At 67.7% G+C, this 24,995-nt stretch carries 25 protein-coding genes; 11 read left to right on the top strand and 14 right to left on the bottom strand.

From position 1 onward, the window contains the following. The first annotated feature begins 8 nt into the window (after nucleotides 1-8). The 3 genes from AAY78_RS15320 to AAY78_RS15310 are packed head-to-tail and all read left to right on the top strand — an operon-like array spanning nucleotide 9 to nucleotide 1,753. A complete protein-coding gene (locus tag AAY78_RS15320; protein ID WP_046749163.1) occupies nucleotides 9-776 on the top strand; it encodes a tail fiber domain-containing protein in 768 nt (255 codons plus the stop codon). Further along, a complete protein-coding gene (locus AAY78_RS15315) occupies nucleotides 773-1,393 on the top strand; it encodes a hypothetical protein (RefSeq protein ID WP_046749162.1) in 621 nt (206 codons plus the stop codon). Before AAY78_RS15320 ends, AAY78_RS15315 begins: the two co-directional genes overlap by 4 nt. Nucleotides 1,394-1,405: 12 nt before the next feature. Beyond that, the gene (locus AAY78_RS15310; protein WP_046749161.1) at nucleotides 1,406-1,753 is read left to right on the top strand and encodes a hypothetical protein; all 348 of its coding nucleotides are present in this window, start codon (nucleotides 1,406-1,408) and stop codon (nucleotides 1,751-1,753) included. 15 nt (nucleotides 1,754-1,768) lie between these two features. On the opposite strand, the gene AAY78_RS15305 is transcribed toward AAY78_RS15310, so the two are convergent. The 4 genes from AAY78_RS15305 to AAY78_RS15290 all read right to left on the bottom strand — a co-directional run bounded on the left by AAY78_RS15305 (nucleotide 1,769) and on the right by AAY78_RS15290 (nucleotide 5,711). Next, the gene (locus tag AAY78_RS15305; protein ID WP_156172664.1) at nucleotides 1,769-2,017 is read right to left on the bottom strand and encodes a hypothetical protein; all 249 of its coding nucleotides are present in this window, start codon (nucleotides 2,015-2,017) and stop codon (nucleotides 1,769-1,771) included. Further along, nucleotides 2,014-2,841 carry a tyrosine-type recombinase/integrase gene (locus AAY78_RS15300; RefSeq protein ID WP_082108719.1) on the bottom strand — a complete coding sequence of 276 codons (828 nt, stop codon included), beginning with the start codon at nucleotides 2,839-2,841 and terminating at the stop codon, nucleotides 2,014-2,016. The genes AAY78_RS15305 and AAY78_RS15300 overlap by 4 nt, the downstream gene beginning before the upstream one ends. Nucleotides 2,842-3,113: 272 nt before the next feature. Continuing rightward, nucleotides 3,114-4,550, bottom strand: a complete 1,437-nt coding sequence (locus AAY78_RS15295; RefSeq protein WP_046749159.1) for an APC family permease — start codon at nucleotides 4,548-4,550, stop codon at nucleotides 3,114-3,116. A gap of 63 nt (nucleotides 4,551-4,613) precedes the next feature. After that, complete coding sequence (locus AAY78_RS15290; RefSeq protein ID WP_046749158.1) at nucleotides 4,614-5,711, bottom strand: alcohol dehydrogenase catalytic domain-containing protein; 1,098 nt, start codon at nucleotides 5,709-5,711, stop codon at nucleotides 4,614-4,616. Between the two features lie 113 nt (nucleotides 5,712-5,824). On the opposite strand from AAY78_RS15290, the gene AAY78_RS15285 reads away from it, so the two are divergent. After that, a complete protein-coding gene (locus AAY78_RS15285) occupies nucleotides 5,825-7,243 on the top strand; it encodes a PucR family transcriptional regulator (protein WP_046749157.1) in 1,419 nt (472 codons plus the stop codon). A 61-nt stretch (nucleotides 7,244-7,304) separates the two neighbouring features. On the opposite strand, the gene AAY78_RS15280 is transcribed toward AAY78_RS15285, so the two are convergent. Then, entirely contained in the window at nucleotides 7,305-7,820 is a 516-nt protein-coding gene (locus AAY78_RS15280; RefSeq protein WP_046749156.1) for a hypothetical protein, read from the bottom strand. Nucleotides 7,821-7,940: 120 nt separating this feature from the next. Next, entirely contained in the window at nucleotides 7,941-8,507 is a 567-nt protein-coding gene (gene def, locus AAY78_RS15275) for a peptide deformylase (protein WP_082108718.1), read from the bottom strand. Nucleotides 8,508-8,568: 61 nt separating this feature from the next. Between def and AAY78_RS15270 the strand changes: the two genes are divergently transcribed. Next, entirely contained in the window at nucleotides 8,569-9,660 is a 1,092-nt protein-coding gene (locus tag AAY78_RS15270; protein ID WP_046749154.1) for a DMT family transporter, read from the top strand. Between the two features lie 33 nt (nucleotides 9,661-9,693). On the opposite strand, the gene pgl is transcribed toward AAY78_RS15270, so the two are convergent. The 6 genes from pgl to tkt are packed head-to-tail and all read right to left on the bottom strand — an operon-like array spanning nucleotide 9,694 to nucleotide 17,807. Next, a complete protein-coding gene (gene pgl, locus AAY78_RS15265; protein ID WP_046749407.1) occupies nucleotides 9,694-10,473 on the bottom strand; it encodes a 6-phosphogluconolactonase in 780 nt (259 codons plus the stop codon). A gap of 5 nt (nucleotides 10,474-10,478) precedes the next feature. Next, nucleotides 10,479-11,414 (bottom strand): glucose-6-phosphate dehydrogenase assembly protein OpcA, encoded by a 936-nt coding sequence (locus AAY78_RS15260; RefSeq protein ID WP_046749153.1) that lies wholly within the window; start codon nucleotides 11,412-11,414, stop codon nucleotides 10,479-10,481. Further along, complete coding sequence (zwf, locus tag AAY78_RS15255) at nucleotides 11,411-12,961, bottom strand: glucose-6-phosphate dehydrogenase (protein WP_046749152.1); 1,551 nt, start codon at nucleotides 12,959-12,961, stop codon at nucleotides 11,411-11,413. Before zwf ends, AAY78_RS15260 begins: the two co-directional genes overlap by 4 nt. Before the next feature lie 21 nt (nucleotides 12,962-12,982). Beyond that, nucleotides 12,983-14,590: a glucose-6-phosphate isomerase gene (locus tag AAY78_RS15250; RefSeq protein WP_046749151.1), complete on the bottom strand. Its 1,608-nt coding sequence runs from the start codon at nucleotides 14,588-14,590 to the stop codon at nucleotides 12,983-12,985. Continuing rightward, complete coding sequence (tal, locus tag AAY78_RS15245) at nucleotides 14,587-15,699, bottom strand: transaldolase (RefSeq protein ID WP_046749150.1); 1,113 nt, start codon at nucleotides 15,697-15,699, stop codon at nucleotides 14,587-14,589. The genes AAY78_RS15250 and tal overlap by 4 nt, the downstream gene beginning before the upstream one ends. After that, on the bottom strand, nucleotides 15,696-17,807 hold the full coding sequence (tkt, locus tag AAY78_RS15240) for a transketolase (protein ID WP_046749406.1): 2,112 nt from the start codon (nucleotides 17,805-17,807) through the stop codon (nucleotides 15,696-15,698). The genes tal and tkt overlap by 4 nt, the downstream gene beginning before the upstream one ends. Before the next feature lie 218 nt (nucleotides 17,808-18,025). On the opposite strand from tkt, the gene AAY78_RS15235 reads away from it, so the two are divergent. Beyond that, nucleotides 18,026-18,931: a heme o synthase gene (locus AAY78_RS15235; RefSeq protein ID WP_046749149.1), complete on the top strand. Its 906-nt coding sequence runs from the start codon at nucleotides 18,026-18,028 to the stop codon at nucleotides 18,929-18,931. 104 nt (nucleotides 18,932-19,035) lie between these two features. Here the strand turns inward: AAY78_RS15235 and AAY78_RS15230 are convergent, their stop codons facing one another. Both AAY78_RS15230 and AAY78_RS15225 read right to left on the bottom strand, forming a co-directional pair. Beyond that, entirely contained in the window at nucleotides 19,036-19,500 is a 465-nt protein-coding gene (locus AAY78_RS15230; protein WP_046749148.1) for a hypothetical protein, read from the bottom strand. Nucleotides 19,501-19,567: 67 nt separating this feature from the next. After that, nucleotides 19,568-20,674, bottom strand: a complete 1,107-nt coding sequence (locus tag AAY78_RS15225; RefSeq protein ID WP_052748805.1) for a COX15/CtaA family protein — start codon at nucleotides 20,672-20,674, stop codon at nucleotides 19,568-19,570. 233 nt (nucleotides 20,675-20,907) lie between these two features. Between AAY78_RS15225 and sufB the strand changes: the two genes are divergently transcribed. Genes sufB through AAY78_RS15200 form a run of 5 tightly spaced genes read left to right on the top strand, consistent with a single transcriptional unit; the run spans nucleotide 20,908 to nucleotide 24,968 of the window. After that, a complete protein-coding gene (sufB, locus tag AAY78_RS15220; RefSeq protein ID WP_021200759.1) occupies nucleotides 20,908-22,326 on the top strand; it encodes a Fe-S cluster assembly protein SufB in 1,419 nt (472 codons plus the stop codon). Then, nucleotides 22,327-23,532, top strand: coding sequence for a Fe-S cluster assembly protein SufD (gene sufD, locus AAY78_RS15215; RefSeq protein ID WP_046749147.1), 1,206 nt, complete (start codon nucleotides 22,327-22,329; stop codon nucleotides 23,530-23,532). Beyond that, on the top strand, nucleotides 23,529-23,855 hold the full coding sequence (locus tag AAY78_RS15210; protein WP_046749146.1) for a non-heme iron oxygenase ferredoxin subunit: 327 nt from the start codon (nucleotides 23,529-23,531) through the stop codon (nucleotides 23,853-23,855). The genes sufD and AAY78_RS15210 overlap by 4 nt, the downstream gene beginning before the upstream one ends. Nucleotides 23,856-23,858: 3 nt before the next feature. Beyond that, nucleotides 23,859-24,629, top strand: coding sequence for a Fe-S cluster assembly ATPase SufC (gene sufC / locus AAY78_RS15205; protein ID WP_046749145.1), 771 nt, complete (start codon nucleotides 23,859-23,861; stop codon nucleotides 24,627-24,629). Between the two features lie 9 nt (nucleotides 24,630-24,638). Next, entirely contained in the window at nucleotides 24,639-24,968 is a 330-nt protein-coding gene (locus AAY78_RS15200; RefSeq protein ID WP_021200756.1) for a metal-sulfur cluster assembly factor, read from the top strand. Nucleotides 24,969-24,995: the final 27 nt, after the last annotated feature.

The following is a 24,995-nucleotide window of genomic DNA, read 5'->3' as shown; positions in this document are numbered from 1 at the left end:
ACGACACTATGCCTCTCACCCCCACCCCCGGCACGGACGCCGCCCTCGCAAACCTGCCGCTCGTCCCTGGCACTGGGCTCCGCTCCGACGTCGACGAGTACATCAACCAGACTCGCGACTTCATCGCAGGCGGTCCCGCGAACTGGAAGCCCGGCGTCACCCTGCCCGCCTCGAAGATCGGCAGCGGATCTGTCCCCGTCGCGAACGGCGGCACCGGCGCAACGACCGCTGCGGCCGCGCGGAACAACCTCTCCATCACCGCGGCCAACACGAAGTCCGGGCCGACCGGCGCATCCAACGTGCAAGCCGACCTCGACTACCTCAGCACGAACAAAGCATCCACCGGCGACGTGGCCGCGAAGGCGAGCCAGGCCGACCTCAACTTCGTGCAGGCCGGGAACATGACCCCCGACGTGTACAACCGGGCACTCGGTGGCGCGCGGCGGGCGCTGTGGGTGCAGGACAACGGGCTCATCGGATACGCCGCCTCAACCGAACGCTACAAGAAGAACATCCGCGCGTTCGAGGTCACCGACGACCAGATTGCGCTCCTCACGGTCGTGTCCTACCAGTACCGGGTGCCGCTCGCCGTCGATGGCCGCACGGAGGTCGGGCTCATCGCGGAACGCCTCGTGGAAGCGGGCCTGGACTGGGCCGTGTTCTTCAACGAGAAGGGCATCCCCGAAGGCATCAACTACGAGATGGTCGGCGTCGCGCTGCTCCCCGTCGTGCAACGCCTCCTGGCCCGCGTCGCCGCACTGGAGGCCCGAGAATGAGCCCGCTCGACATCATCCCCATCCCCGGCCACCCCGGCATGTTCAACCGGCGCGCCTGGGTCGAGGCATGGCAAGCCGCGGGCTCCCCGCCGATCAACAACAACAGCGCCGGGCGCCTCTACGGCACACAGAAGTACTTCTGGGACGGATGGCAGGCCGGGCTCCCCGGCTTCAACCCGGCCGACAACCCCGACGACGAACGGCAACGCCTCGCGCACGTCCGCTTCGTCGCCGGGGACATCAACCCCACACCCGAAAGGGTGCGCCGTCTCGAAGCTGCCGGTCTCATCCGCCCCTACTCGTACGAGCCCTGGCACTTCGAGCTACCCAACGTGCGCAGCTACCCGATCGTTCGCAGCATCCCCACCGCGGCCGGGGGACTCGCTCCCGACACCGACACCACACAGGAGGAAGACATGCCCAACGGCTACTACGCAAAAGGCCATATCTCGGCGGAGGTCTACTGGATCGACCAGGTGACCGGGAAGCGCCGCAAGGTACCCAAGGGGGAACTCACCGCCGCGCAGAAGTTCAACGTCGCCACCGGCGGCAAGTTCGGCGCCGGCTACGTCGCCGAGATGCCACAGAACGAATTCGACGCCATCCCCAAGGCCTGAACGGACACCCTCATGAACAAGACCGTCATCTTCATCACGTTCACCGCTCTCGCCGCCGTCGGCCTTATCGGAAGCGTCGCCCTCCTCATCCTTCGCCCAGAAGCGTCACAGGACTTCACGACCCTGCTCATCACAGTGCTCGGCCTCGCGACCACCGCGGCCGGCACGTTCTACGCCCTCGGCAAGCAGGGGCAGGAAATCGCCACGATCAAGAGCAACACCAACGGCACCCTGACTCGCAAGGAGGATGAGATCGCAGCCCTCCGCGCGAAGCTCGCTGAGCACGCACCCGAAGCCCTCGTTGAGGTCGAGACCGGGCCGATCGATGTCAGCGACAAGCTGCGCCGCGACCTGGTCTAGATCTGGAGTGCGGGACTAGTCCTGGAGGCAGGCCTCGGCTGCGGTGGTGATGGCATTCAGGTGCTCATCCTGACTGTCTTCGCCGACCACGGGCGGTGGCGCGTCGGCAGAGAATCCGTATCGTGCCATGCACTCCTGGTAGGCCTCGTTCTCGGCTTGTGCGCGGAGCGTGTTTAGAATCACGACCCCGATGATGATGGTCGCGACGAGCAGCGCTGCCACGGCTGACCCCACGATCACGACTATCCTCGTCTGCTTTGTCATGCCGCGAGCATATCGCCAGGTTGGATGATGGTCGCGTGCGCAGCCTCTCGGCGTTCGGCGCTGGTGATGTGTAGGTAGCGCTCTGTCGTTGCGAGCGAGGAGTGCCCGAGCATCTCTTGCACCGCCCGCAGGTTTCGCGTCGCGCGGTAGGCGGCCGTCGCGCCGGCATGACGCAGGGAGTGCGGATGCCACCCGGTTACGCGCTTGATGATCTTGTGTACGGACTGCGAGTGCAGATGTCCACTCGTCGCTCCGGGGAAGTACGCCCCGTAGGGGTACTCATCTTCGAGGGCTGTGAGGGCCAGCATGAGCGGGGGGTTGATGTCCACGTATCGCTCTTTGTCGCCCTTGCCCCGGATGATCAGCGTCTCACCGAAGCGGTCCTTCATGCTGAGCGTTGCAATTTCCGACAGTCGCAGGCAGGCGTATCGGGCGAGCATCACGAGCGCACGATCCCGCGGGCTCGCGTTCAGCAGTGCGGCCGCCACGGCGGTGTCCGGGGCGATCCGCGGGACTCGCTTGCGCACTGGCACGGGGTCGAGGAGCAATGTCGGGTCAGTCAGCACGAACCGCTTGGCCACGGCCCACCGGTAGAGCAGCTTCCAGGAGGCGAGGATCGAGTGACGGTACTCGGATGAGTAGTGCCGCGTGTCGATGAGTGCTTCCTCCAGGTGCTCCTCGGTAGCGAGAGCAATTCGCACTCGCCGCGCGAGCATGCGCGCGTGCCGCACCCTCAGCGCGACGGTGGCGTCTACTCGGTAGCTCGCGAGCATCCACCGCTCGAATCGGAGTATGAGTTCATCGTTCTGCACTGCTTCATTCATAAAGCCCACCGAATCGAGAAACCGACCCGCGGTGAATATGCCGTGATCGGAACGTTAAGCGCGGACCCGGCGCTCGCTGAGCGAGACGACCGGCCGCGGCTTGAAACCGGCAGGTTCTTGGTTCGAGTCCAAGCCGGGGAGCCAATCGGAAAAGCCCCCTCCACGGAGGGGGCTTTTCTCGTTCTCCGGCGGGCCGAGAGATCCTGTCGAGTCCAGACTCGACAGAAGGAGCCCCTCCGTGGGGAGAGGCTCCTTCGATCGGCGGTGTCGGGTCAGCCGACGCCCTCCATCGCGCTCGTCTCGGTGTTGCCGATGCGGGCGATGACGTCGGGACGACGTCGGGCGAGATAGGCGTACCGGGTGAGCGCCAGGGCGACCGTCACCAGGAACACGTAGGGGATCACGTTGTACGGGAACGCCGGCACCGGCCACACGTTCGCGAAGAAGACGTAGCCCATGGTGCCGACCGCGACGGTCGCGCACACCTTCACGAGACCGTTGCGCATCTTCGCCCGCTGCGTGTAGACCACGCAGGCGATCGCCACGAGGGCGTAGGCGACCATGTAGCCGTAGGTGCCCCAGGTGTTCACCCACACGAGGATCTCGCCGGTCGCCGCTCCCGAGAGCAGCAGCACGATGTCGACCGCGACGGCCGCCGCTCCGGCGATGATCAGGACGCGATGAGGTGTGAGGTGCTGCTCGTGCGTGCGTCCGAAGCGCTCGGCGACGACGCCCTCTTTGCCCATCACGTAGACGATGCGGCCGATCACGTTGAGGGGTGCGACCACGACGGCGAAGAACGACGCGGAGACGCCGAAGGTGAGTACGGCGGCGAACCAGCCGGGCATCCCGATCAGGGCCGACATGCTCTCCAGCGGGCTGGAGGCGGTGGCGAGCTCGTCACCGAGCACGGTGATCTGCGTGTAGGCGGCGAAGACGTAGAGCACGCCGACGCCGAGAGCGCTCCACATGATCGCGCGGGGGATCGCCTTGTACGGCTCCTTGGCCTCTCGCCCGAGGGCATCGGCGGAGGAGAAACCCACGAAACCGAGGATGCCGAGCACCATGCCGGACGCGATTCCCTGGAACGACGATCCTGTCGCGAGCACCTGCGCGGGGTCCCAGGCGGCGGGACCCGCCCAGACCAGCGCGGCGATCAGGAGCACGAGGATGATGCCCACGGACACGAGCTCGAGGACGAGCGACACCCGCGCGGACAGGCGGATGCCGCGGATGGTGAACAGCGTCGCCAGGCCGCCGAGCACGATCGCGAGGCCGATGTCCCAGCCGAGTCCCTGGGCGGGGAGTCCCAGCATGCTGAGGAACTGCGCCATGTAGCTCACGGACCCGCTGAGGGAGGCCGCCGCGATGCCGAAGCAGCCGATCAGCAGTGTCACACCAGCGAGGAACGCGCCGAACGGGCCGAGGCCCTTGGACACGTACGTGTACAGCGACCCGGCGGAGGCGTGCTTGCGGGCGAACACCACCACGCAGTACCCGACGCACAGGATCACGATCGTGGCGAGGGCGAAGGCGTAGATGGTGCCGTTGCCCGCACCGAGGAAGATGGCCGCCGCCGTGAAGGCGATGACGGCGCTGGGAGCGATGTTGGCGATGGCCTGGGCGGCGAGCTCTGGTCCGCTCATGACGCCGGTGCGAAGACCGGCATCCCGGGGGACGCCAGGCGGGGCGACGACGGTGTCTGACATGGTTCTCCTGGATTCGGGTTTCAGGGTGGAGGGGGTGAAGGGCGGTCAGGGGATGACGGGTGCTCAGGGGATGAGCAGGGTACGCAGCGCCGAGCCGGTCTCGAGGTCGTCGAGCGCGCCTGCGGCCTCGGCAAGAGGCCGGCGGCCCGAGATCAGCGGATCGATCTTGAGCTGTCCATCCATGTAGCGGTCGACGAGGGCCGGGACATCGATGGAGGGGCGCACCGAGCCGTAGTTCGAGCCGAGGATGCGCTGATCCGCCTCGGCGAGGACGAGGGGCTCGAATGATGCGCGGGCGCCCGTCGGGGGAAGCCCGACGATCACGGCCGCACCACCGAGGCCGAGCATCTGGATCGACTGCTCGGTGGTGGAGGTGCGTCCGATCGCATCGAACGCGTAATCGACACCGTCCGGGATGAGCTCGCGCAACTGCGCCACGGCATCGCCCTGGGAGGCGTCGATGCGGTCGGTGGCGCCGAACTGCAGCGCCATCTGTGTCTTCTCCGGACGCACGTCGATCGCGACGATGCGCTCCGCACCGGCGAGTCGCGCGCCCTGGACCACATTGAGGCCGACGCCACCACAGCCGATCACGACCACGGTCGATCCCGGTTCGACCGCCGCCGTGTTGAGGACCGCACCCACCCCGGTGGCCACGGCGCAACCGACGACCGCGACGACATCGAGCGGGGCATCGTCGCGGACCTTGACGGCACCCGACGCGGGCACGACGACCTCTTCGGCGAAGGAGGAGACGCCGAGGTAGTGGTGGAGCTGCTCCCCGTCGCGGCTCAGGCGCGATGTGCCATCGAAGAGCACGCCCAAGGGAGCGACGACCGTCGCCACCTTCTGGCAGCGCGCCTCATGGCCGGCGCGGCAGTATCGACATTCCCCGCACGGCGGAACCCAGCTCAGGACCACGTGGTCGCCGACCGCCAGGGTCGTGACGCCCTCGCCGAGTTCGGTCACGACACCGGAGCCCTCGTGCCCCATCACCAGGGGCGCGGCAGCATCCCACTCGCCGCGCTTCACGTGGAGGTCGGAGTGGCAGACGCCCGCAGCGGCGATGCGGACGCGCACTTCGCCGGCGCGGGGCGGAGCGAGGTCGACGTCGACGAACTCGATCGGAGACTGCGGATCGCGGAAGACAACAGCTTTCATGACATCCTTCGGGTAAGTGGGGATGCCGACGATGCTAGGAGACTGCCGACCCGGAGGCATTCGACGAATGTGTGGATTCACTGCGGGGGAGTCACACTTTGTATGATCGGCAGGTGGCTCGTGATGTCGCCTCCGTGGCGCGATACCTCCAAGGACGGCTACTGGACGGAGCGGTGCCGAGCTCGCGTCACGTGAACTCCGTCGTCGGTCTGGACTCCTTCAGTGCTCCTTCCGAGCACCTCTTCACCACCCTGGTCGTCGTCGAGGCCGCTCAGCTCGGCGAACTGGTCGACGACCCGGAGAGGCTCGCACTGCTCCAGGACGCGGTCGTGGTCACCGCCGCGGACACGCCGGCGGTGCACCAGGTGCTCGAGGAACGACGCATCACGTCGATCGTCGGAGCGGGTATCGCCGACGACCTGTTGACGCCGACGCTGACCGCGCTGCTCGCCGTCGACCAGGCAGCCGAAGCCAGGGCGATCACCTCTGCGATGCGCGTGCTGACCCTCGCCGCTCGACGAAGCGGGATCACCGGTGTCATCGCCGAACTCGCGCACCGGATCGACGGCTGGGCGGTGCTTCTCGACCGACATGGAGAGGTCATCACGACCGCCGGCGCGGGAAGCCTGCATATCGACGACGCGATCGCGGTCGCGGTCGGTCGCCCCGTCCGGGTGCGCCATCGCGCCCTGCAGGTGCATCCGGTCGGCCCCGGTCAAGACATCACCGCGCAGCTCGTCACCGCCCCGCGCAACGACAGCTCAGGGCGCGGAAGGGAACTCAGCTCTCAAGCGGCGGCCCTGCTGGACCTGCTGATGCGCACGCGCGACAGCAGTCACCTCGAGCGTCTCGGGCGGTCGATGATGCTGGAGACCGTGCTCGAGGGTGGGGAGGAGGCCACCCGGCTCCTCCGCCGCTGGGGTGTGCACGAGAGAATTCTCATGGGATTCGCCCTCGTCTCGCGCACGAGCGGCGTCGATACCGAGCATCTGCTCGCGCTGTGGCTCGACGAGCTCGGGGCCGAGCATGTGTTCGCCGCTCAGCGCGGACTGATCCGCGGTGTCGTCCGGGAGGAACACGCGGAGGAGATCGCGCACCGCGTGCGGACCTTCGCCTCGACGCTCTACCTCGGTCTCGGTCGTCCGAGTGCGACGGACGCGCTCGCGCGCAGCGTCGACGAAGCCCGCCAGGCGAGCGAGACCGCGCGGGCGGGTGGTGAGCGCGTCGTCAGGTACGAGTCCATCCCCACGGTGTCCCTGGTGCTCGGGCACCTGGGGGCGGATCAGACGCAGCGCATCGGGAGGCTCCTCGACCCGCTGAGGGGTGCTGAACAGCACCCGGAGCTGATCGAGACCCTGCGTGTCTTCCTCGCCACGAACAGCGCCTGGGGCGAGAGCGCGACGCGACTGCGAATCCATCGGCAGACGCTGGCGGCGCGGATCCGACGCATCGAGGATCTGCTGGGACTGTCCATGGCCGACCCCGACGACCGCGTGGCTGCCTGGTTGGCTCTGCGCGCCTCGGACGACTGAACCATTGCGGGTACGAAGAAGGGCCCCGCCACGAGGCGGAGCCCTTCTCTGCGACTGCGGGTCAGCGTGCGGCGCCGGCCAGCGAGCCGGTGGTCTGCCCGGCCGGGTCGAAGATGATGCACTGGATCACGCGGTCGTTGTTCTGCTCCCAGGAGTCCTTGGTGGGAACGAGCGTCGTGACGTTGAGGGCGGAGTCGTCGTAGGCGACGCCGACGAACGAGGTGTACGCGTCTCCGACGCACTCCTGCGTCGCCGCGTCGATGTCGGTGTCGGAGAACTCGCCGTCCGGCATCGTGATCTCGTAGTACACCTCCTGGTCGTGCGGGTCGGTGCAGGGGAGGATGTTGGCATCCGTGAGCATGCCGGTTCCGGTGTCGAGCATGCAGTCGCCCAGCTTCACCGAGAAGACGCCGACGTTCGAGCTCTCGGTGACCTGGCCGGTCTCCTCATCGCGGTTGGCGTCGCCCGAACCGCTGCCGAGAATACCGTTGAGGGCGCTGCAACCGGTCAGGGCGACCGAGAGCGCCACTGCCGATCCTGCGAGCATCAGAGCCCGTCGATCGCGCATCTTCATCATGATTGTTTCCCCTCCGAAGCGTGATGTGGAGGCACGATGAAAGCCCCCGCCGCGAACACGTTAGCCGTCACCGAGTCTGTGATGCAACTCGGAGGAGGCTGTGGTTCGGCTGGGAGAGGCTCACCCCTCGAGGTCGTCGACGCCGGGCATCCAGCTCGCGCCTGGCCGCCCCCAGCCGCGCTTGCGGGCGATCTTCTGCACGGTCTTCCAGTCCCCGTCGGAGAGACGGTCGACGTACAGGATGCCGTCGAGGTGGTCGAACTCGTGCTGCATGATGCGGGCACGCCACCCGTCGACGTCGATCGAGACCGGGTGTCCGTCGAGGTCCGTCGCCGTCACGTGCACGCGATCGGAGCGACGGAGGGGGAACCGCTCGCCCGGGAACGACAGGCACCCCTCCGACTCGAGATCCGGGTCGGGCTCGCCCGGTTCGAGCGGAACCATCCAGAGCTCGGGGTTGATGAGGACACCACGCCACGGCTGGTCGTCGTCGTCGACATATGCGTAGGTGTAGATCCGCAGGGGCACGCCGACCTGCGGGGCGGCCAAGCCGACTCCCGGTGCGGCATCCATCGTCTCGAACATGTCCGCGACGAGGCTTCGGATGTCGTCGGTGATCTCGTCGACGGGGGAGGCGGGGGAGTGCAGGACGGGATCGCCCATGATGCGAATCGGAAGTACAGCCACGTCACAACCCTAGTCGGCGGTGCGCGCCAGGTAGGGTCGTACTGTGAGTGCTGGGGTGTGGATGAATGCGGTCGAGGACGTCGGCGATCAGCTCGTCGGCGCGTTCCAGAACCCCGGTCTGCTGCTCGGCATCCCGCTCGCCCTCGCCGGCGCCGTCTTCATGTCTCTCGGCGCGCAATACCAGCACCGCGGCGTCGAGAAGGTCGAGCGTCTCAGCGGTGCCACCGGTGCGTCGGGGCTGAGCTTCGATCAGCTCAAGCGCCTCCTGACCCGCCCGTCGTGGCTCATCGGCACGCTCATGCTCGGGCTCGCCGTCATCTGTCAGCTCGCCGCGCTCGTGCAGGCGCCGCTGATCGTGGTTCAGCCGCTCGGAGCGATCGCGCTCGTGATCACGACGCTGCTCAATGCGCGGATCTCCGGCCACTCGCCGACACGACAATCGTTGACCGCCATCATCTGCTGCGTCGGCGGGATCTTCCTCTTCGTGTTCTTCGCCGCGATCTACGCGACAGAGCAAGAGGTGACCGACCGCGAGCTCTTCACCATCCTGGCGCTCCTGCTCGCCGTCATCATCGTCCTCGGCGCATGCTGGCTGATCCTGCGTCGCCGCATGCGTGCGCTGTTCTACGTGATCGGTGCCGGCATCCTCTACGGATTCGTGGCCACGCTCGCCAAGGTCGTCATCAAGCGCATCGAGGCGGGCCAGTTCGAGTGGATCACCGCCATCTGCGTGCTCGCCCTCATCTCGGCTGCGGCTGTCGGTGCCTACTTCGTGCAGACGGCGTACAGCTCGGGTCCGCCCGACCTCGTGATCGCCGGACTCACCGTCGTCGACCCGCTCGTGGCGGTGCTCATCGGAATGGTCGTGCTGGGCGAAGCAGCCGCCGCGCCGTGGTGGGTGCTCGTGATCTTCGCGGTGGCCGGCGGGATCGCCGTATGGGGTGTCGTCGGGCTCGCCCGGTACCATCCCCAGGTGCTCAGCGACAGCCAGGAACTGGGAATCTCGCGCGGCAGTGCGCCGGGCGCTCCCGGGCGGAGCGGGCAGGAGGACCCCACGGCATCGCCCTCGGCGATGGGCACTCCCGAGCGCGCCGACGGCACCGTCGGGCCGGATGCGCCGCAGCGGGGCGATGGATCCTCGGAACACCCGTGACGCAGTCCCCGGGAGGGGCTGTGCTCGCAGGAATCAGTAGGCCTGGTCGATGAGGTCGGCGGAGACCTCGGAGGCGGCAGCTTCGTCCACGAAGAAGACCGTCCGCTTGCGGCCCTTCGCCCCGGCGGCAGGGACACTCGTGTAGCTGGCGCCCGCAAGAGCGAGGCCCAGCGCGGAGGCCTTGTCCGCGCCCGTCAGCACGAGCCATACGCGCTTGGACGAGTTGAGCACGGGGCGGGTCAGAGTGACGCGCTCCGGCGGAGGCTTGGGGGAGTCCCGCACGGCGAGAACGGCGGCATCCGTCACCGTGACCTCCTCGCGATCAGGGAAGAGCGAGGCGACGTGGCCGTCGGGGCCGACACCGAGGAAACACACGGCGAACGAGGGCCACGGGTGCTCGTCGGTGCCGAACCGTGCGAGCTCTTCGGCGTAAGCCGCGGCGGATTCGTCCAGTGTCAGGCCGCTGTCGGGGCCGGCGACCTCATGCACGTTCTCCGCGGGTACGGCGATGTGGTCGAGCAGCGCCTGTCGCGACTGCAGAGAGTTGCGGTCGATATCGTCGCGCGGGACGAAGCGTTCGTCGCCCCACCAGAAGTGCACTAGAGACCAGTCGATCTCGGCGGCACGAGGGTGTTCGGACGCGGCACGCAGCACCGCTCCACCCATCGATCCTCCCGTGAGGGCGATGTGTGCGAGCCGACCGTTGCGGGTGCGCGCACGCACCCGCGTCAGGAATCGGTCGGCCACACGGGTGGCGAGGGCAGCGGGGGTGGCTTCCACCACCACGCGCTTCTCTGCGGACGATGTCGTCATCGACGTCACTCTCCAGTCTCGGGCGGACCCAGCTTCTCCCAGCCCTCGGTGATCACCCGACCGTACAGGACGTCGGGGTCCAGTCGACGCAGCTCCTCTGCGAGGCATTCGCGAAGTGTGCGTCGGGGAAGGTGCAGGTCGTGGTTCGGCTGGCCCGGCTGCGTGAGCACGGCGACGCCCGGCGTCGGGCGCTCGAGGAGGATGTCTCCCGAATCACGCGTCAGGCGCACCGACTTGATGCCCTCAGCCCACTGGTCGGGGTCTTCGTACGACCACTGCACCGGCACATCGAGAGCCATCTGCAGCCACGCGGCCAGCAGCGCGGTGGACGGGGATGCCGAGGCTCCGCGCACCTCGACCCCGGTGATCGGCTCGTACGGCGGCTGGTCGAGCACGGCCGCGAGCTGCTCGCGCCAGTGGGTCAGGCGCGTCCAGGCCAGGTCGGTGTCGCCGGGGGCATGAGTCTCACCGAGGAGCGCGAGCCGGTCGCGGACATCGTGCGCCGTCGCGGCGTCGGTGATGCGGCGCTGAGCGATCTTGCCGAGAGGGGACTGCGCCGGTGCGACGGGCGCGGACTCCGGCCACCAGGCGACCACGGGGGCGTCGGGCAGCAGGAGGCCGGTGATGAGGCTCTCCTCGTTGCTCGCGGCATCCCCGAAGGCGCGCAGGACGACGACCTCGCTGGCGCCGGCGTCGCCGCCGACGCGGATCTGCGCGTCGAGACGGGACTCGCCTTCACCTGTGGTGATCACGATCACACGCATCGGGTGCTCCCGCGAAGCGTCGTTGGCGGCATCGATCGCCGCCTCCGCCACTCCGTTGCGGGCAGCGATGACGAGGGTCAGCACGCGGCCGAGGGCGACAGCTCCGCCCTCCTCGCGCACCTTGACCAGCTGCTTCGCGACCTGGCTGACGGTCGTGTCGGGAAGGTCGATGATCACGGGCGTCTCCAGACTCGTCCATCGCGGGCCAGCAGGTCGTCGGCGGATGCCGGTCCCCACGAGCCGGGCGCATACTGCTCCACCGGACCGCCCTGGGCGGCCCAGTACTTCTCGACCGGGTCGAGGATCTTCCAGGAGAGCTCGACCTCCTCGTGCCGCGGGAACAGCGGCGGATCGCCCAGCAGGACGTCGAGGATCAGACGCTCGTACGCTTCAGGGCTCGCCTCCGTGAAGGCGTGGCCGTAGCCGAAGTCCATCGTCACATCGCGGACGTTGGAGCCACTGCCAGGCACCTTCGAGCCGAAGCGGATCGTGACGCCCTCGTCCGGCTGCACGCGGATGACGAGCGCGTTCTGTCCGAGCTCGGACGCGTTGCCGCGGCCGAACAGGTGCTGAGGCGCGCGCTTGAAGACCACGGCGATCTCGGTCACACGACGGCCCAGACGCTTCCCCGTCCGCAGGTAGAAGGGCACATCCGCCCAGCGACGGGTGTCGATCTCGAGCTTGATCGCGGCGTACGTCTCCGTGGTCGACTCGGGGTTCATCCCCTCCTCTTCCAGGAAGCCGGTGACCTTCTCGCCACCCTGCCATCCGCCCGCGTACTGCCCGCGGGCGGTCGCGAGCGACAGGTCGTCGGGCACATGCACGGCCGCCAGGACCTTCTCCTTCTCGGCGCGCAGGTGCTCGGCCGAGAGACTGATCGGCTCCTCCATCGCTGTCAGCGCCAGCAGCTGCAGCAGGTGGTTCTGGATCACGTCTCGTGCGGCGCCGATACCGTCGTAGTACCCGGCACGCCCGCCGACGCCGATGTCCTCGGCCATCGTGATCTGCACGTGGTCAACGTAGTTGCGGTTCCAGATCGGCTCGTACAGTTCGTTGGCGAAGCGCAGGGCCAGGATGTTCTGAACCGTCTCCTTGCCGAGGTAGTGGTCGATGCGGAAGATCGAGTCCGCGGGGAAGGCCACCTCGAGAGCGGCGTTCAGAGCCCGCGCGGACTCGAGATCGTGTCCGAAGGGCTTCTCGATCACGACACGACGCCAGCGCTCGTCGTCGTCGCTGTTCTCGCCGACGAGACCGGATTCCTTGAGCTGCTTCGCGACCAGCGGGAAGTCCTTCGGCGGGATCGACAGGTAGAACGCGTGGTTGCCCATCGTCCCCCGTTCGACGTCGAGCTTCTCGATGGTGTCGCGCAGCTTGCGGAAGGAGTCCGGGTTGTCGAACTCACCCGAGACGAAGCGGATGCCCTGCAGCAGCTGGGTCCACGTCTCTTCGCGGAACGGCGTGCGGGCGTGCTCCTTCACGGCGTCGTAGACGACCTGGGCGAAGTCCTGGTCCTCCCAGTCGCGTCGGGCGAATCCCACCAGGGCGAACCCGGGAGGGAGCAGACCGCGGTTCGCGAGGTCGTAGACCGCTGGCATCAGCTTCTTGCGTGAGAGATCTCCGGTGACGCCGAAGATCACGAGGGCGCTGGGGCCCGCGATCCTGTTGAGACGGCGGTCATCGGGGTCACGCAGCGGGTTGTGCCCGCGCGAGATGGGAACAGACATCGGTGGGGGATTCTCCTGCTGTTACTTCTGTGCGGCTTCGAAGAGGGCGAGCACGTCGTCCGAGGACTCGGTGATCGTCAGGGTGACGACGGGACGCCCGTGCTCGGCGAGCACGGCGGCATCACCGGCGGCCTGCGCCTGGATGAGCTGCCCGAAGGTGAAGGGCCGGTCGGGGATCTCGAGGTCGACCTCGGTGCGCTCCAGGATCTGCAGGAACACTCCCTGCGCGGGGCCGCCCTTGTGGTACTGGCCGGTCGAGTGCAGGAATCGGGGTCCCCACCCGAACGTGGTCGGCCGCCCGGAGTCTGCTGCGACGAGCTCACGCAGGCCCTGGAGCTGCGGAACCTCGAGACGGTTGACGTAAGCCTGGATGGACACGTAGCCGTCGGCGGGGAGCTGGGCCCAGAGGGCGTCCAGCACGCCTTCGACCGTGCCGGAGGCGGCGAGGGCTGGGTCGGACACCCGGACCTCCACACCGTTCTCGACGAACGCCGGCGCCGTGGGCTCGGGGCGAGCGTCGAGCAGTCCGCGGGCGGCGACCTTCGCCGACTCGACGTCGGGCTGATCGAACGGGTTGATGTGCAGCAGGTGTCCGGCGATCGCGGTGGCGTACTCCCACACGATGAGCTGGGCGCCCAGCGTCCCGCTGACGAGGATCTCGCCCTCATGACGCTCGTGGAGGTGGAACTCGTTGGCGTCGTCTACCAGTCGCACGATCTGGAGGTCGGCCGGCACCGGATCGAGCTCGGGGGAGACGGGGAGCAGCACGACCGGGAGGATCCCCGTGCCCTCCTTGCCGGTGGACTCGGCGATGAGCTGCTCGATCCAGTCCGGCAGGCCCTTGATGTGCGTGCCATCGGTGATCAGACCGAGCTTGTCGCGTCGCGGGTTCGTGGCCGCGATCGCCGCCCCCAGTCGCAGAGCGGGGTTCTCGGCCGAGTCGACGGCGACCTCGAGCAGCGAAGCCTCGGCCTCGTTCAGAAGCTCGTCGATGTCGACGCCGGCGAGTCCCGACGGCACCAGCCCGAAGGCGGTGAGCGCCGAGTAGCGGCCGCCGACGTTCGGGTCCGCGTTGAAGACGCGGTATCCGGCCTCGCGGGCGGAGGCGTCGAGCGGTGAGCCGGGATCGGTGACGACCACGATGCGCTCGACGGGGTCGATCCCGAGATCGCGGAACGCGGCTTCGAACGTGCGGCGCTGGGAGTCGGTCTCGACGGTCGAGCCCGACTTCGACGACACGACCAGCACCGTGTCGGCGAGCCCTTCATCGAGGGCGGCGAGCACCTGGCCGGGAGCGGTCGAGTCGAGGATCGTCAGCGGCACACCGGCCGTCTGCGCGATGACCTCGGGCGCGAGCGAGGAGCCTCCCATACCGGCCAGCACGACCCGGGTGACGCCCTTGGCGTTGAGGTCGGCGCGGAGCGCGACGATCTCGGCGACGAGGGGACGCGAGACGGAGACGGCTTCCACCCATCCGAGTCGCACAGACGCTTCCGCCTCCGCCGCAGGACCCCAGAGCGTCGCGTCGCCACTGGTGATGCGGGAAGCGACGAGGTCGTGGACGAGAGCGGGAACCGTCTCGTCGATCGCGGCGCGCGCGGCACCGGACGTGTGGATCGAGAAGGTCATCGCTGCGACTCCAGAGCCTCGGTGACCTGCGCGAGCAGATCGTGCCAGGAGTCGATGAACTTCGCGACCCCCTCGTCCTCGAGCACCTGTGTGATGTCGGTGAAGTCGATGCCGAGCTCGGCGATCCCCGCGAACACGGCGCGGGCGTCGTCGTAGCCGCCGGTGATGGTGTCACCGGTGACGACGCCGTGGTCGAAGGTGGCGTCGAGCGTCTTCTCCGGCATGGTGTTGACGACGCCCTGGGCGACGAGTTCGGTGACGTAGAGGGTGTCGGGAAGAGCCGGGTCCTTGACGCCGGTCGACGCCCACAGCGGGCGCTGCAGATTCGCCCCCGCGCCGAGCAGCGCCGTGGCGCGATCTCCGGCGAACGTCTTCTCGAACAGCTCGTACGCGAGGCGGGCGTTGGCGAGGCCTGCCTTGCTCTTGAGTGCTTCCGCCTCGGGAGTGCCGATCGCGGTGAGGCGCTTGTCGGTCTCGGTGTCGACGCGCGACACGAAGAACGAGGCGACCGAGTGGATGGTCGACAGGTCGATGCCCGCCGCCTTCGCGGTCTCGAGCCCGGTCAGGTATGCGTCGATGACCTCGGAGTAGCGCTCCAGGCTGAAGATCAGCGTCACGTTGACGCTGATGCCGGCGCCGATGGCCTCGGCGATGGCCGGAAGCCCCGCCTTGGTCGCGGGGATCTTGACGAGCAGGTTGGGGCGGTCGATCTTGGCCCACAGCTCCTTGGCCTGCGCGACGGTACCCGCGGTGTCATGCGCGAGGTCGGGGGAGACCTCGATCGAGACGCGGCCGTCGACGTGGTCGGAGGCCTCCCACACGGGGCGGAACACGTCGAGGGCTGCGGCGACGTCCTGCGTGGTGGCAGCGAAGACCGCTTCCTCCGCGGTGGCACCGGAGCCTGCGAGCTCGGTGACCTGCGCGTCGTACGACGTGTCGTTCTTGTCGGTGATCGCGTTGGCGAAGATCGTCGGGTTCGTGGTGACACCGACGACATTCTTCGTGTCGATGAGGTTCTGCAGGTTGCCGGAGGAGATGCGGGTGCGGGAGAGGTCGTCGAGCCAGATGCTGACGCCTGCGGCGGCGAGCTGCGCGGTGGGGGTGCTCATGCGTTCTCCTTGGTGCTGTTGGCCGCGATGGTCTCGCGGGCGGCCGCGATGACGGCCTCGGTGGTGATGCCGAACTTCTCGAAGAGGGTCTTGTAGTCGGCGGAGGCGCCGAAGTGGTCGATGCCGACCGAGCGGCCGCGGTCGCCCACGATGCCGCGCCAGCTGAGCACGGAGCCCGCTTCGACCGACACGCGGGCGGTGACTGCTGCCGGGAGCACGCTCTCGCGGTACTCGGCGTCCTGCTCGTCGAACCACTCCAGCGACGGAGCGGAGACCACGCGCACGTTCACGCCCTCGGCGGCGAGAGCCTCACGGGCGTTGACCGCCAGCTGCACCTCGGAGCCCGTGGCGACGATGATGACGTCCGGGGTGCCGTTCGGAGCCTCTGCCAGGACGTAGGCACCCTTGGCGGCGTTGTCCGCGGAGGCGAACGTGTCGCCGGAGGCCGCGCCGTCGCCGCGCTCGAACACCGGGATGTTCTGACGCGTCAGTGCGATGCCGGCCGGGCCTTCGTGACGACGGAGGATCTCCAACCAGGTCGCAGCGGTCTCGTTCGCGTCAGCCGGGCGCACGACCGTGAAGTTCGGGATCGCACGAAGCGTGGCGAGCTGCTCGATCGGCTGATGCGTCGGGCCATCCTCGCCGAGGGCGACCGAGTCGTGGGTCCAGACGAAGATGCTGGGCACGTTCATGAGCGCTGCCAGACGGACCGGCGGACGCATGTAGTCGCTGAAGATCAGGAACGTACCGCCGAACGCCCGGGTCGGACCGTGCAGGACGATGCCGTTGACGATCGCGCCCATGGCGTGCTCGCGGATGCCGAAGTGCAGCACACGACCGTAGGGGTTTCCGGACCACTCATGCGTCGACCACTCAGCGGGGATGAACGACGGGGCGCCCTTGATCGTGGTGAGGTTCGACTCGGCGAGGTCGGCGGAACCGCCCCACAGCTCCGGAAGCTCCGCAGCGAGGGCGTTGATGACCTGACCGGACGCGGCGCGGGTCGAGACCTCCTTGCCGGCTTCGAACGCGGGGAGCGCGGCAGCGATGTCGGTGGGCAGTTCGCGTGCTTCGAGGCGGTCGAGAAGGGCCTTCTTCTCCGGGTTGGCGACGGCCCACGCGTCGAACGACTCCTGCCAGGACGCACGCACCTCGGCCGCACGGGCGGCGAGCCCGCGAGTGCGCTCGATCACGTCGTCGGCGACCGCGAAGTGCTCCTCGGGGTCGAAGCCGAGGACCTTCTTGGTCGCGGCGAGCTCATCCGCACCGAGGGCGGAACCGTGGATCTTCCCGGAGTTCTGCTTGCCGGGCGACGGCCAGCCGATGATCGTCTTGAGGATGATCAGCGACGGCTTCGACGTCTCACCCTTCGCAGCCTCGATCGCCGCGTACAGCTCGGCGACATCCTCGACGTACTCGCCGGACTTCTTCCAGTCGACGACCTGCACCTGCCAGCCGTAGGCCTCGTAGCGAGCGGCGACGTCCTCGGTGAAGGCGACGTTTGTGTCGTCCTCGATGGAGATCTGGTTGGAGTCGTAGATCGCGATCAGGTTGCCGAGCTGCTGGTGGCCCGCGAGCGACGAGGCCTCGCTGGTCACGCCCTCCTGCAGGTCGCCGTCGCCGGCGATCACGTACACGAAGTGGTCGAACGGGCTCGTGCCCGCCGCGGCCTCGGGATCGAACAGGCCGCGCTCGTAGCGTGCGGCGTAGGCGAAGCCCACGGCGGAGGCCAGGCCCTGCCCGAGAGGACCGGTCGTGATCTCGACGCCCTTGGTGTGGCCGTACTCCGGGTGGCCCGGCGTGAGGGAACCCCACGTACGGAGGGCCTTGAGGTCGTCGAGCTCGAGCCCGAAGCCGCCGAGGTAGAGCTCGACGTACTGGGTGAGCGACGAGTGGCCGGCCGACAGGATGAAGCGGTCGCGCCCCAGCCAGTCGACATCGGTCGGGTCGTGGCGCAGAACGCGCTGGTACAGGAGATACGCGGCGGGAGCGAGGCTCATCGCGGTGCCGGGGTGACCGTTGCCGACCTTCTCGACGGCATCGGCCGCCAGGATCCGTGCGGTGTCCACCGCGCGTCGATCGATCTCATCCCACTGCAATTCCGACACGTTCATGCCCTTTCCGACAGTTTCGAGGGCGCCCGTATTCCCTGGCAGGTCCGCGACTTCACGGTGAGGTGCACATCGCCGGGCGCGCGAGTGGTTTCAGCATAGCGGTGACGTGAGTCGCACTACGCGGGACCGGGAGCCGGAACACGTCATCCCGTGTCATACACTGGAGAGGTTGTCCGGTCACACGTGCGGAGGAGGCGATCGAGATCTCGACGATGTCTGATCAGACCGTGAGGAAGTCGTCCGTCGGTCGCACGGTGAAGGCCTATATCACCCTCACCAAGCCGCGTGTCCTCGAGCTCCTGCTCGTGTCCACCGTGCCGGTGATGTTCCTTGCGCAGGGAGGAATGCCGAACCTGTGGCTCGTGCTGGCCACCGTCATCGGCGGCTCGATGAGCGCCGGTTCCGCGGCGTCCTTCAACATGTACCTCGATCGCGACATCGACGCGCACATGCATCGCACCGAGAACCGTCCGCTCGTCACGGGCGAGGTCAGCCCGCGCGGCGCGCTGATCTTCTCCTGGACGCTGGCGGTCGCCTCCACGGGCTGGCTCCTGCTGACGACCAACTGGCTCACCGCTGCGCTGTCGGCGACGGCCATCTTCTTCTACGTCGTGATCTACACGATGATCCTCAAGCGCCGTACCGAGCAGAACATCATCTGGGGCGGTATCGCCGGCTGCTTCCCCGTGCTGATCGGGTGGTCGGCGGTCACCGGCTCGCTCGACTGGCCCGCCTTCATCCTGTTCCTCCTGGTCTTCCTGTGGACGCCGCCGCACTACTGGCCGCTGTCGATGAAGTACAAGGACGACTACGAAGACGTCGACGTCCCCATGCTGGGTGTCACGCGCAACGCCTCCCAGGTCGGCCTCCAGGTGATCCTCTATGCGTGGGCCACCGTCGCCTGCTCGCTCCTCCTGGTGCCGATCGCGGGCATGGGGCTCGTGTACACGGTGTCCGCCGCGGTGTTCGGTGGATGGTTCATCTACGAATCGCATCGTCTCTACAACCGCGCCGTCCACGGGACCGAGCCGCGTCCGATGCGCGTGTTCCACGCGTCCATCACATACCTGACGCTGATCTTCGTCGCGGTCGCGGTCGACCCGCTGCTCCCTTTCTGACCTGACGCAGGGAGGCTGGTCTCCCAGAACGACGGAGCGGCGCCGAGGATGTCCTCGGCGCCGCTCCGTCATTCTGTGCTCAGGGATCACCTGCGCACAGGCGCTCAGCGGGTGATCGACGGGGAGTCGTCTGAGTTCGCGTCCTTCGCCGGCGCGTCATCGAGCGCGGCCGCCGGCGCCGCAGCGGCGTCGGATCCCGCGTCGGCGTCCGCCGCAGTGTCCGTGACGGGCGAAGCGGTGTCCGTGACAGGAGCGTGCGTCTCGTCGGGGGCGGCGGTCCAGTCGATCGCCTCGACGACTGCAGGAGCGGGGGACGCGACGAGTGCGCGGGCGGCGACGAGTCCGAGCGTGAGCAGGATGCCGACGATCCCTGCGGCGAGCACTCCGGCACCCACGACGACGAGCGACTGTCCGACGTAGACCTCGACGCCGGTGGCGGTGCCATCCAGCAGCGTGGTCGTCATCGTGGCGATCTGACCGGAGATCAGCCAGGCGCCGACGGCCGTCGTGGCGAGGGAGACGACCAGGAGCAGCCAGAATCCGATGCTTCGAGTGAGTGACTTGTTCATGACACCCACCCTTGCGGATGCGCTGATGAGCCCGCGATGCGAGAGCTATGAGTCGACTGTGCGGAGATCAGTCCTCGACGGCGGCCGTGCGCTTCAGATGCAGCACGACGACCGTGTAGGTGGCTGCCGAGAGCGAGGCCAGCACCATGTGGATCCCGACGAGGAGCGGGGGGAGGCCCTCTCGTGCCTGCCACACGCCCACACCGACCTGGACGAGGATCGCGAGCACGAGGACGAGGAGCCAGCGGCGGGGCTCCAGACGCTGTACCCAGGCGGTCACCGTCAGGAAGACGACCAGCGCGGCGAGGATGTAGCCGGGCCAGGAGTGCACGTGCGCAAGCACCGTCGCGTCGAAGCCGTGGCGCAGGACGTCGGCGTCACCGGAATGCGGTCCCGACCCCGTCGTGAGGACGCCGAACACGATCGTGACGGCGAGTGCGAGGCCCGTCACGTGGGTCACGGCTGCGAACCAGGCGGGCACTGCGCGCTCTCGCGGGCCGGCGGGCGTCCGGAGCCGCACCAGGAACGCCGCGGTGATGCAGACGAGCAGCAGCGACGACGTGTAGTGGAAACCGACGATGAACGGGTTCAGCCCGGTCAGGACGGTGATGCCGCCGACGAGGGCCTGCGCGACGACGCCGATCAGCACGAGCCAGGCGAGCAGGACGAGGTCGCGCCTGGTGGGAGTCGAGCGCACGGAGCGGACTGCCGCAGCGATCACGGCGACCAGCAGCACCCCCAGGGCGATCGGCGAGGCGGGGAAGTGCAGAGGAGCGGCGATGGCGAACGCGGCGGCAGCCGCGACGATCCCGCCCAAGGCGAACCAGAGCGCGTTGACGAGGCCGCGCTTTCCGGTGAACAGGTGCAGCACCAGCAGCACGACGACGAGGGCGATGATCCCGACGACACCGGTCATCAGGCGGTTGCCGAACTCGATGATCCCGTGGATGCCCTGCACCTCGAGGATGGGAACGAGGGAGTCCGGGGTGCACAGCGGCCAGTCCGAGCATCCGAGGCCCGAACCGGTGAGGCGGACGGCTCCGCCGGTGCCGATGATGATGGTCTCGCTGAGGAACGACAACCACGCGAAGACCGTCAACGCACGCCCCCAGGACGCGGAACGAGGAGCGACCCCTCGCGTCGTCGAGGTGGTGGGGATCAACGTCTCGGGCATAAGTCCTCCGGACCGCGCGAGACGTGGCGGGCATGGCCCGTCCGCCAGGCGGAACCTGTAGAATCGGATTGTTGCGATGGGCGCTGACAGCGCTGAAGCATCGTCAATAGTTTAGGCGCGATGGAAGCGCCGGTGATGAGGGCCCACCAACGGCACCCGCTCCCGCAGACTCGACGGGGATCAGGTGTGTCGGGGCGGATGACACCGTTTGGGACCTGTGAGGAGAGTGTTGGATGTCGGATGTGCTGATCGACCGCCCGGAGCTTGACGGTCTGGGGGTGTACGAATTCGGCTGGCACGATGAGGATGCTGCGGGTGCCATCGCGAAACGCGGCATCTCCGAAGACGTCGTCCGGGGGATCTCGAGCCTCAAGAACGAACCCGAATGGATGCTGAAGACCCGACTCAAGGGATACCAGCTCTTCGGGCGCAAGCCGATGCCGACGTGGGGCGCAGACCTCAGCGAGATCGACTTCGACAACATCAAGTACTTCGTCCGCTCCACCGAGAAGCAGGCGCAGACGTGGGAAGACCTCCCCGCCGAGATCCGCGAGACCTACGAGCGTCTCGGGATCCCCGAGGCCGAGCGTCAGCGCCTGGTCGCCGGAGTCGCCGCGCAGTACGAGTCCGAGGTCGTGTACCACCAGATCCGCGAGGACCTCGAGGCCCAGGGCGTCATCTTCATGGACACCGACACGGCGCTGCGCGAGCACCCCGAGTTCTTCGAGGAGTACTTCGGCACGGTCATCCCCGCCGGTGACAACAAGTTCGCCGCGCTGAACACCGCTGTCTGGTCGGGCGGATCGTTCGTCTACGTCCCCAAGGGCGTGCACGTCGAGATCCCGCTGCAGGCCTACTTCCGCATCAACACCGAGAACATGGGCCAGTTCGAGCGGACCCTGATCATCGCCGACGAGGACAGCTACGTCCACTACATCGAGGGCTGCACGGCCCCGATCTACAAGTCGGACTCCCTGCACTCGGCCGTCGTCGAGATCATCGTGAAGAAGAACGCCCGTGTGCGCTACACGACGATCCAGAACTGGTCGAACAACGTGTACAACCTCGTCACCAAGCGTGCCGTGGCCTACGAAGGCGCGACCATGGAGTGGGTCGACGGCAACATCGGCTCCAAGGTGACGATGAAGTACCCGTCGATCTACCTGATGGGCGAGCACGCGAAGGGCGAGACCCTGTCCGTCGCCTTCGCCGGACCCGGTCAGCACCAGGACGCTGGCGCGAAGATGATCCACATGGCGCCGTACACGCAGTCGTCGATCGTCTCGAAGTCGATCGCACGCGGAGGCGGCCGTGCCGGTTACCGCGGCGAGGTCCGTGTCGATGCCGCTGCGCACCACTCCGCGAACACCGTGCGCTGCGACGCCCTCCTCGTGGACACGAAGTCGCGCTCCGACACCTACCCGGCCATCGACATCCGCGTCGATGACGTGCAGCTGGGCCACGAGGCCACGGTCTCCAAGGTCAGCGAGGAGCAGCTCTTCTACCTGCAGTCCCGCGGTATGCCCGAGGACGAGGCCATGGCGATGATCGTGCGCGGTTTCATCGAGCCGATCGCCCGAGAACTGCCGATGGAGTACGCCATGGAACTGAACAAGCTCATCGAGATGGGCATGGAAGGATCGGTCGGCTAAATGGCGGCCTCGACGACAGCGCCCAGTGAGGCGCAGCACACGAACGCGCACATCGACCCTGCGGCTCAGGTCGCGGCGGCGGGCTTCGTCCCGGTGCAGACCCGCTCCGAGCGGCCGCACTCGTTCGAACCGTCCGACTTCGGAGCACCGACCGGACGCGAGGTCAACTGGAAGCACACGCCGGTGGCGAAGCTCGCCGGACTCTTCTCCGATGAGCCGGGCGAGGAGAACGCCGTGACCTACGGTCTCGACGCTGTCGAGGCGTTCCTGGAGCCCTCCTCGGATGAGAAAGGGCCCTACGGGGAGTTCTTCCGTCCTGAAGATCTCTCCAGCGCCCTCGCCTGGAAGCATGGCCCGCGTGGACTGCACATCCAGCTCCCGGCTGAGGCAGAGCTCGACGAGCCGGTCGTGGTCCCGATCACGGGCGCGGGCGCCGATAAGCGTGCGTTCGGTCAGATCCTCATCGAGGCGAAGCCGCACTCGCGCGGCACCGTGGTGCTCGACCACTCCGGTTCCGCGCAGTACGCGCAGAACGTCGAGATCATCGTGCGCGACGGCGCGAGCCTGACAGTCATCAGCCTGCAGCGCTGGGACGATGACGCGGTGCACGCCGCGGCTCACCAGGCCACCGTCGGTGCCGATGCCACGCTGAAGCACTTCGTCATCAGCTTCGGCGGCGGTGTCGTGCGCGTGAACCCGAGCGTCGAGCTCACGGGCGCCGGATCCGAGGGATACCTCTACGGGCTGTCCTATGCCGACGGCGGTCAGCACCTCGAGAGCCAGGTCTACCTGCACCACAAGGGTGCGCACACCAAGGGCGACGTGCTCTACAAGGGCGCGCTGCAGGGCGAGGGCGCACACAGCGTCTGGATCGGCGACGTGCTGATCGGTGCCGACGCCACGGGCACCGACTCCTACGAGGCGAACCGCAACCTGGTGCTGACCGAGGGTGCTCGTGCCGACTCGATCCCGAACCTTGAGATCGAGACCGGCGACATCCTGGGAGCCGGGCACGCGAGTGCGACCGGTCGTTTCGACGACGAGCAGCTCTTCTACCTGCAGGCCCGCGGCATCACCGAGGAGGAGGCCCGTCGTCTGGTCGTGCTCGGATTCCTCACCGATATCGTGCAGCGCCTCGGCATCCCCGCCCTCGAGACCGAGTTGCTGGCGGCCATCGAGGCGGAGCTCGCCGAGGTGAGCGCATGACCGCCGAACGCGTCTGCGGAGTCTCCGACCTCGAACAGGACACACCGCTGCGCGTGGACCCGAGCGGCGTGCCCATCACGGTGATCAAGGACGGCGAAGGAGTGATCCACGCCATCGGCGACACCTGCACGCACGGCGACATCTCGCTGTCCGAGGGCTTCGTGGAGGGCGACACGGTGGAGTGCTGGGCACACGGCTCCGCGTTCTCCCTCCTCACCGGCAAGCCCCAGAATCTCCCCGCGTATGAGCCGGTCCCGGTCTACGTCGTCCAGATCGACGGCGACGACGTGCTCATCGACCCGACTGTGATTAAGGAAGTCTGAAGAATGTCTGTTCTCGAGATCCGCGACCTGCATGTGACGGTCGAGACCGAGGCGGGGACCACCCCGATCCTCAACGGAATCAACCTCACCATGAACACGGGGGAGACCCACGCGATCATGGGCCCCAACGGCTCCGGCAAGTCCACGCTGGCGTACACGATCGCCGGTCACCCGAAGTACACGGTGACGTCCGGTTCGATCACGTTCGACGGTCAGGACGTGCTGGAGATGAGCGTCGACGAGCGGGCCCGTGCCGGCCTGTTCCTCGCGATGCAGTACCCGGTGGAGATCCCCGGCGTGACGGTGACGAACTTCCTCCGCACGGCCAAGACCGCCCTCGACGGCGAAGCGCCGGCGATCCGGGGCTGGACCAAGGACGTCAAGGAGGCCATGTCGAACCTACGCATGGACCCGAAGTTCGCGCAGCGCAACGTCAACGAGGGTTTCTCCGGTGGCGAGAAGAAGCGCCACGAGATCCTCCAGCTCGAGGTGCTGAAGCCGAAGTTCGCCGTGCTCGACGAGACCGACTCCGGCCTCGACGTCGACGCGCTCAAGATCGTCTCCGAGGGCGTCAACCGCGCGAAGGAGTCCACCGGACTCGGCGTGCTGCTGATCACGCACTACACCCGCATCCTCCGCTACATCCGCCCCGACTTCGTCCACGTGGTGGTCGCGGGAAAGATCGTCGAAGAGGGCGGCCCCGAGCTCGCAGACCGGCTGGAGAACGAGGGATACGACCGTTTCCTCGACCCCGCAGCCCCCATCGAGGCGTAGGCTGATCGCATGACAGCGACCCTCACGGACGAGAAGTACGACGCGGTCACCGAGGCTCTCAAAGACGTCATGGACCCCGAGCTCGGGATCAACGTCGTCGACCTCGGCCTCATCTACGACCTCGCCTGGGATGACGAGAACGACGCTCTCGTCATCCACATGACGCTGACCAGCGCCGGCTGCCCGCTCACCGACGTCCTCGAGGATCAGACCGCTCAGGCTCTGGACAGCGTCGTCGATCGCTTCCGGATCAACTGGGTCTGGATGCCCCCGTGGGGTCCGGAGCGGATCACGGACGACGGGCGCGACATGATGCGCGCTCTCGGATTCGCGATCTGACCGCACAGAACGTCAAGCAGGACGAAG

This window comes from Microbacterium sp. Ag1 (assembly GCF_001005635.1).
In the GTDB taxonomy this organism is placed as follows: Bacteria; Actinomycetota; Actinomycetes; order Actinomycetales; family Microbacteriaceae; genus Microbacterium; species Microbacterium oxydans.
This window is presented reverse-complemented; position numbering and strand designations above follow the sequence as displayed.

Bases quoted from the DNA above. Each gene is read 5' to 3' on its own strand.
- AAY78_RS15270 (WP_046749154.1), top strand. From the start codon at position 8,569: ATGAATGCGGTCGAGGACGTCGGCGATCAGCTCGTCGGCGCGTTCCAG.
- AAY78_RS15305 (WP_156172664.1), bottom strand. From the start codon at position 2,017: ATGACAAAGCAGACGAGGATAGTCGTGATCGTGGGGTCAGCCGTGGCA.
- AAY78_RS15295 (WP_046749159.1), bottom strand. From the start codon at position 4,550: ATGTCAGACACCGTCGTCGCCCCGCCTGGCGTCCCCCGGGATGCCGGT.
- AAY78_RS15280 (WP_046749156.1), bottom strand. From the start codon at position 7,820: ATGATGAAGATGCGCGATCGACGGGCTCTGATGCTCGCAGGATCGGCA.
- AAY78_RS15250 (WP_046749151.1), bottom strand. From the start codon at position 14,590: ATGACCTTCTCGATCCACACGTCCGGTGCCGCGCGCGCCGCGATCGAC.
- AAY78_RS15290 (WP_046749158.1), bottom strand. From the start codon at position 5,711: ATGAAAGCTGTTGTCTTCCGCGATCCGCAGTCTCCGATCGAGTTCGTC.
- AAY78_RS15210 (WP_046749146.1), top strand. From the start codon at position 23,529: ATGACCGCCGAACGCGTCTGCGGAGTCTCCGACCTCGAACAGGACACA.
- AAY78_RS15320 (WP_046749163.1), top strand. From the start codon at position 9: ATGCCTCTCACCCCCACCCCCGGCACGGACGCCGCCCTCGCAAACCTG.
- AAY78_RS15235 (WP_046749149.1), top strand. From the start codon at position 18,026: ATGTCTGATCAGACCGTGAGGAAGTCGTCCGTCGGTCGCACGGTGAAG.
- zwf (WP_046749152.1), bottom strand. From the start codon at position 12,961: ATGTCTGTTCCCATCTCGCGCGGGCACAACCCGCTGCGTGACCCCGAT.
- sufB (WP_021200759.1), top strand. From the start codon at position 20,908: ATGTCGGATGTGCTGATCGACCGCCCGGAGCTTGACGGTCTGGGGGTG.
- AAY78_RS15315 (WP_046749162.1), top strand. From the start codon at position 773: ATGAGCCCGCTCGACATCATCCCCATCCCCGGCCACCCCGGCATGTTC.
- AAY78_RS15310 (WP_046749161.1), top strand. From the start codon at position 1,406: ATGAACAAGACCGTCATCTTCATCACGTTCACCGCTCTCGCCGCCGTC.
- AAY78_RS15225 (WP_052748805.1), bottom strand. From the start codon at position 20,674: ATGCCCGAGACGTTGATCCCCACCACCTCGACGACGCGAGGGGTCGCT.
- pgl (WP_046749407.1), bottom strand. From the start codon at position 10,473: ATGACGACATCGTCCGCAGAGAAGCGCGTGGTGGTGGAAGCCACCCCC.
- sufD (WP_046749147.1), top strand. From the start codon at position 22,327: ATGGCGGCCTCGACGACAGCGCCCAGTGAGGCGCAGCACACGAACGCG.
- sufC (WP_046749145.1), top strand. From the start codon at position 23,859: ATGTCTGTTCTCGAGATCCGCGACCTGCATGTGACGGTCGAGACCGAG.
- AAY78_RS15300 (WP_082108719.1), bottom strand. From the start codon at position 2,841: ATGAATGAAGCAGTGCAGAACGATGAACTCATACTCCGATTCGAGCGG.
- AAY78_RS15230 (WP_046749148.1), bottom strand. From the start codon at position 19,500: ATGAACAAGTCACTCACTCGAAGCATCGGATTCTGGCTGCTCCTGGTC.
- tal (WP_046749150.1), bottom strand. From the start codon at position 15,699: ATGAGCACCCCCACCGCGCAGCTCGCCGCCGCAGGCGTCAGCATCTGG.
- AAY78_RS15200 (WP_021200756.1), top strand. From the start codon at position 24,639: ATGACAGCGACCCTCACGGACGAGAAGTACGACGCGGTCACCGAGGCT.